At 69.2% G+C, this 3,049-nt stretch carries 2 protein-coding genes; both read right to left on the reverse strand.

Annotated elements, in window-relative coordinates; translation table 11 throughout:
- Positions 1 to 1,388, reverse strand: a 1,388-nt coding sequence (locus WA965_RS29125; protein WP_526448296.1) for an ATP-dependent helicase, incomplete at its 3' end; no start/stop codon positions are given.
- The coding region (locus WA965_RS29130; RefSeq protein WP_526448297.1) for a PD-(D/E)XK nuclease family protein at positions 1,385 to 3,049 on the reverse strand (1,665 nt) is incomplete at its 5' end. The genes WA965_RS29125 and WA965_RS29130, both read right to left, overlap by 4 nt.

Here is a 3,049-nt window from a genome sequence, read left to right on the forward strand (position 1 = left end):
ACCGACAGCAGCCCGGCCAAGCCGACCACCTCGACCGCAACCCCACGACGGGTGAGCGCTTCGGCCATCGGTGCCGCATCGGCGTTGCGACGCACCAGAACCGCCGCCGTCGGCGGCGCACCGGACAAGCTGATGCCTTCGTGGTATTTCCGGGCTACGTTCTCGGCCACCCATTCACGTTCGGCCACAACGTCGTTCAGCAAGGCACACCGTACGTCACCCTGGCCCGCGTCGGGCCGTGGCCGCAGCGACTGCACCGCCACCGAACGCCGTCGCGCGTCCGTGGACACCGCGTTGGCCAGGTGCAGCACCTCGGGCGGGTTGCGCCAGCTGGTGCGGAGTTCCAGGGTCGGAGCCGGTGAGCCGTCCGAGCGCGGAAAGTCGGTGGTGAACCTCGGCAGGTTCGTCGCCGACGCACCACGCCATCCGTAGATCGACTGGATGGGATCCCCGACGGCGGTGAGTGCGAGACCATCGTCGACACCACCACCGAACAGCGACGAGAGGGCGACCCGCTGCGCGTGCCCGGTGTCCTGGTACTCGTCGAGCAGCACGACCCGGTAGCGCTGTCGCAGCTGCTCCCCCACCTGTGGGAACCGGGACGCAAGCCGTGCCGCAGCAGACATCTGCATCCCGAAGTCGACGACCCGGTCCTCCCGCATCCGTTGGTGCAGTGCGTCGATCAGAGGGACCAACGCGGTGCGCTCGGTCTGGGTGCCCAACATGCGCAACAGCCACTGGCTGGGACCCTTGTCGCGCTGATACCGGCCTGCCGGCAGCGTGTGCACCAGCCGCTCGAGTTCCACGTGGGTGTCGCGCAGTTGCTCGGTGTCGACAAGATGTTCGGAGAGCTGCCCGGCGAGCCTGAGCACCATCGCGGTGATCGAGGCGGGTGACTTCTCGGTCTCCAACGCGTCGGGATGCTCGCACACCACACGAAAGGCCAACTGCCACAGCTCGGTTTCACCGAGTAGCCGGGTCTCGGGCTCCATCGGCAGCAGCAGGCCGTACTCGCGCAGCAGGTTTCCCGCGAACGCGTGGTAGGTGCTGATCGTGACCGGGTCGTCGCCGACACCGGCGGTCCTGGGATCGCCGGGCGTCATCAGTCCCGCACCCGCGAGTCGGGCGAGCCGGGACCGTACCCGGCGCAACAGCTGTCCCGCGGCTTTGCGCGTGAACGTCAGACCCAACACCTCTCCGGGATGCGCGTACCCGTTGGCGACCAGCCACACCACCCTGGCAGCCATCGTCTCGGTCTTCCCGGCGCCGGCGCCGGCGATCACCACCAGCGGGCCGGGCGGCGCCGCGATGACTGCCGCCTGCTCGTCGGTCGGCGCAAAAAGGCCCAGCGCGCTGGACAGTTCGGCAGGGCTGAACCGCGGGGTCATTGATCGCTCCTGGTGTTCTGGGCCGGGCACATCGCCTGTACCGGGCAGTGCGCGCAGCTGTCGTTGATCCGCGCGAGGAACTGTGGCCCCTGGGTCGCCGCGGCGGCCTGGTGCACCAACGTGCGCCATTCGGCATGACTCTCCGGGGTGAGCGGGGCCTGATCACGCTCGGCAGCACCACCACCGCTGGTCTTGCCCACATAAACCAAGCGGCCGCCGCCGGGCTCGTCGCCCTCGGCGATCAGGCCTTCGGCGACCGCCAGCTGATACATCGCCAACTGAGCGTGGCTCTGAGCGTCGTCCTTGCTCACCGGGCTCTTTCCGGTCTTGATGTCGACCACGACGAGCCTGCCCTCGCTGTCGCGTTCGAGGCGGTCGAGACGACCGCGCACCCGCACCGCGGGGACCTCGCCCTCGGGCCGGGTCACCTGCCCCTCGACATCGACCTCGGTACCGACCTCGGTGAGCTCATGGCGGGTGTCGGAGCGCCAGCGCAGGAAGGTCGACAGCATCTCCAGGTGCCGGACCAGTTCGTTGTCCGCATACCACTGAGCGTCAAATGGTATTTGCTTCCAGACCTTTTCGAGATCGCTGAGCATCTGCGACTCGGTTCTGCCCGGCTCGGAGACCACCGCGTGGACCAGTGACCCCAGCGCTGACCGCACGTCCCGGCCCGGGGCGCCGCCGTGGCGTTCCAGCAACCAGCGCAACGGACAGTCCGAGAGCATCTGCAGCGTGGACGGCGACAACGTCACCACATGATCGTCGCCGTCCCAGAGCGGCTCGGCTGAGGAAAGGTCCCGCCGGTCGTACCACGATTCGGGGTTGGTCCCGTGCACCCCTGCCTCCGCCAGGCGCGCCAACTGCGCTGCGGCACACATGCGTTCGTCCTCGTCGATACTGCCTGCCGGGGAGCACACCACCGACCGCAGTCGCCCGACCAGAGCAGCCGGGGCCAGTACCCGCGGAGCCCTGATCGGAGCAGAATCCTCGGCGACGGGTTCGGTCGCCAGGGCGGCCAGCTCACGACAGAACGACGACGGCAGCATGGCGTCGTCACCGTCGCTATCGACCGCGGTCACCAGGAGCCGATGGCGGGCCCGGCCCATCGCGGCGATCAGCAGTCGACGCTCCTCGGCGAGCAGGGGGGCCCGGCTCGACAACCCCCGCTGCCCGGCGTCGGCAACACCGTCGATCACATCGACCAGTTCCTGGGTCGCCAGCACACCGCCTCGTGGAGAGACATTGGGCCACAACCCTTCCTGCACCCCGGCGATCACCACAAGATCCCACTCCCGGCCCAGGGCCGAGTGCGCGCTGAGCACTGCGACGGCATCGGGTTGCGGACTGTCGTCGCGGCGTACCGGAGGCAGTGCCAGCGCCGTGATGTGGTCGACCAACCCTCGCAGCGATGCACCCGCTGTCCGCTCGACGTACTGCTCTGCGACGTCGAACATCGCGGTGACGGCATCGAGGTCGCGGTCGGCCTGCACTCCCGCCGGGCCGCCGCGTTCACTGGCGGTCAGCCACCGCCGCTGCAGACCTGAGCGGTGCCACGCCTGCCACAATGTGTGTCGCGGGTCCCGGCCGTCGTCGGTGCAGCGTTGCGCGGCCGCCAGCACGGTACGGACCCGTCGCAGAGCGCGCCCGTGGTCGTCGGA

It is taken from the genome of Mycobacterium sp., assembly GCF_049683935.1.
GTDB lineage: Bacteria > Actinomycetota > Actinomycetes > Mycobacteriales > Mycobacteriaceae > Mycobacterium.